At 50.3% G+C, this 1,662-nt stretch carries 2 protein-coding genes; both read left to right on the top strand.

Translation table 11 applies throughout. From position 1 onward, the window contains the following. Positions 1–63 precede the first annotated feature (63 nt). Positions 64–972: a tyrosine recombinase XerC gene (gene xerC / locus R7M72_RS24385; RefSeq protein WP_225462551.1), complete on the top strand. Its 909-nt coding sequence runs from the start codon at positions 64–66 to the stop codon at positions 970–972. A gap of 8 nt (positions 973–980) precedes the next feature. Beyond that, a partial coding sequence (gene yigB / locus R7M72_RS24380) for a 5-amino-6-(5-phospho-D-ribitylamino)uracil phosphatase YigB (protein ID WP_318056374.1) occupies positions 981–1,662 on the top strand: 682 nt, incomplete at its 3' end.

Below are 1,662 nucleotides of genomic sequence, written 5' to 3'. Positions count from 1 at the left end.
TGGCACATCTCGCTCAAACACTGGTATGGCAAAGTTACGATGACGACAACTCCCAACACTCCTCTGCCAAATAGTCTTCAAAAGCCTCTTGAACGCTTCTACGAATTCTTGCGAAGCGAAAAGGGGCTCAGCTTGCACACTCAACGCAATTACAAGCAACAGTTGGAAACCATGGCGCAGCATCTTGCCGAAATGGGATTGAAAGATTGGTCTCAAGTTGATGCTGGCTGGGTTCGACAACTTGCGGGTAAAGGCATGCGAGAAGGCATGAAGGCCAGCAGCTTAGCTACGCGCTTGTCTTCGCTGCGTAGCTTTTTCGATTTCTTGATTTTGCGTGGTGAGATGTCAGCCAACCCTGCCAAAGGGGTGTCTGCACCTCGTAAAAAGCGCCCGCTGCCAAAAAACCTCGATGTGGATGAAGTGAATCAACTGCTCGAAGTGAATGAAGATGACCCATTGGCGATCCGCGATCGCGCAATGATGGAGCTGATGTACGGTGCCGGCCTGCGTTTAGCCGAATTGGTCAGTGTGGATGTGCGAGATGTGCAGTTGCGCAGTGGCGAGCTTCGTGTTATCGGTAAAGGTGACAAAGAACGTAAAGTGCCTTTTTCGGGGATGGCAACGGAATGGGTTGGTAAGTGGCTGCGCGTTCGTGGTGACTTAGCAGCGCCAGGTGAACCTGCATTATTTGTGTCTAAACTCGGAACCCGTATTTCGCACCGTAGCGTGCAAAAACGCATGGCCGAGTGGGGGCAAAAACAGTCTGTAGCCAGCCATATTAGCCCACATAAGTTGCGCCACTCATTTGCCACGCACATGCTGGAGTCGAGCAACAACTTACGTGCGGTGCAAGAGCTTTTAGGTCACGAGAACATATCGACGACCCAAATCTACACACACTTGGATTTCCAGCATTTAGCGCAAGCGTATGACCAAGCCCACCCACGCGCCCGCAAAAAGAACGGGGAGTGAGCCAAAGCATGAAATTTTACCGCCGTATCGAGCCGATTAAGGCCATGACATTCGATCTGGATGACACGCTGTATGACAACCATCCAGTGATTGTCCGTATGGAGCGCGAGTTACTGACCTGGTTGCAACAAACGCATCCTGCAGTGGCGCACATGGAAAAGGCCGATTGGTTGCAGGTAAAAAAACATGTGCTCCAGCAAAGTCCTGATCTCAAAAGCGATGTGACGCTTTGGCGCCTAGTGCAGTTAAAGCATGGTTTTCTATCCGTTGGCTACGATGAAGCGCAAGCTCAAGTTGCAGCGGAAGAGGGCGTGCAACTGGCGTTGGAATGGCGCAGTCAGTTTGACGTGCCGCAGCAAAGTCTCGATGTATTGGCGGAGTTGGGAGAACGCATTCCTCTGGTGGCGATCACCAATGGTAATGTCGACTTAGATAAAATCGGTTTGACGCCATACTTCCAATGCGTATTAAAAGCGGGCCCTGACGGTCTTGCCAAGCCTGCTGCCGATTTGTTTGTCAAAGCGCAGCAGTTTCTCGATTTACCTGCCGAAAACATTCTGCATGTTGGTGACCACCTCACGACGGATGTACATGGTGCAAAGTTAGCGGGTTTTGCCGCATGTTGGTTTAATGATATGAATAAAAATGTCATTAGTCATTCAAGAACACGTACGTTACCTGACATTGAAA

Source organism: Vibrio sp. YT-18, assembly GCF_033337345.1.
Classification (GTDB): Bacteria; Pseudomonadota; Gammaproteobacteria; order Enterobacterales; family Vibrionaceae; genus Vibrio; species Vibrio alginolyticus.
This window is presented reverse-complemented; position numbering and strand designations above follow the sequence as displayed.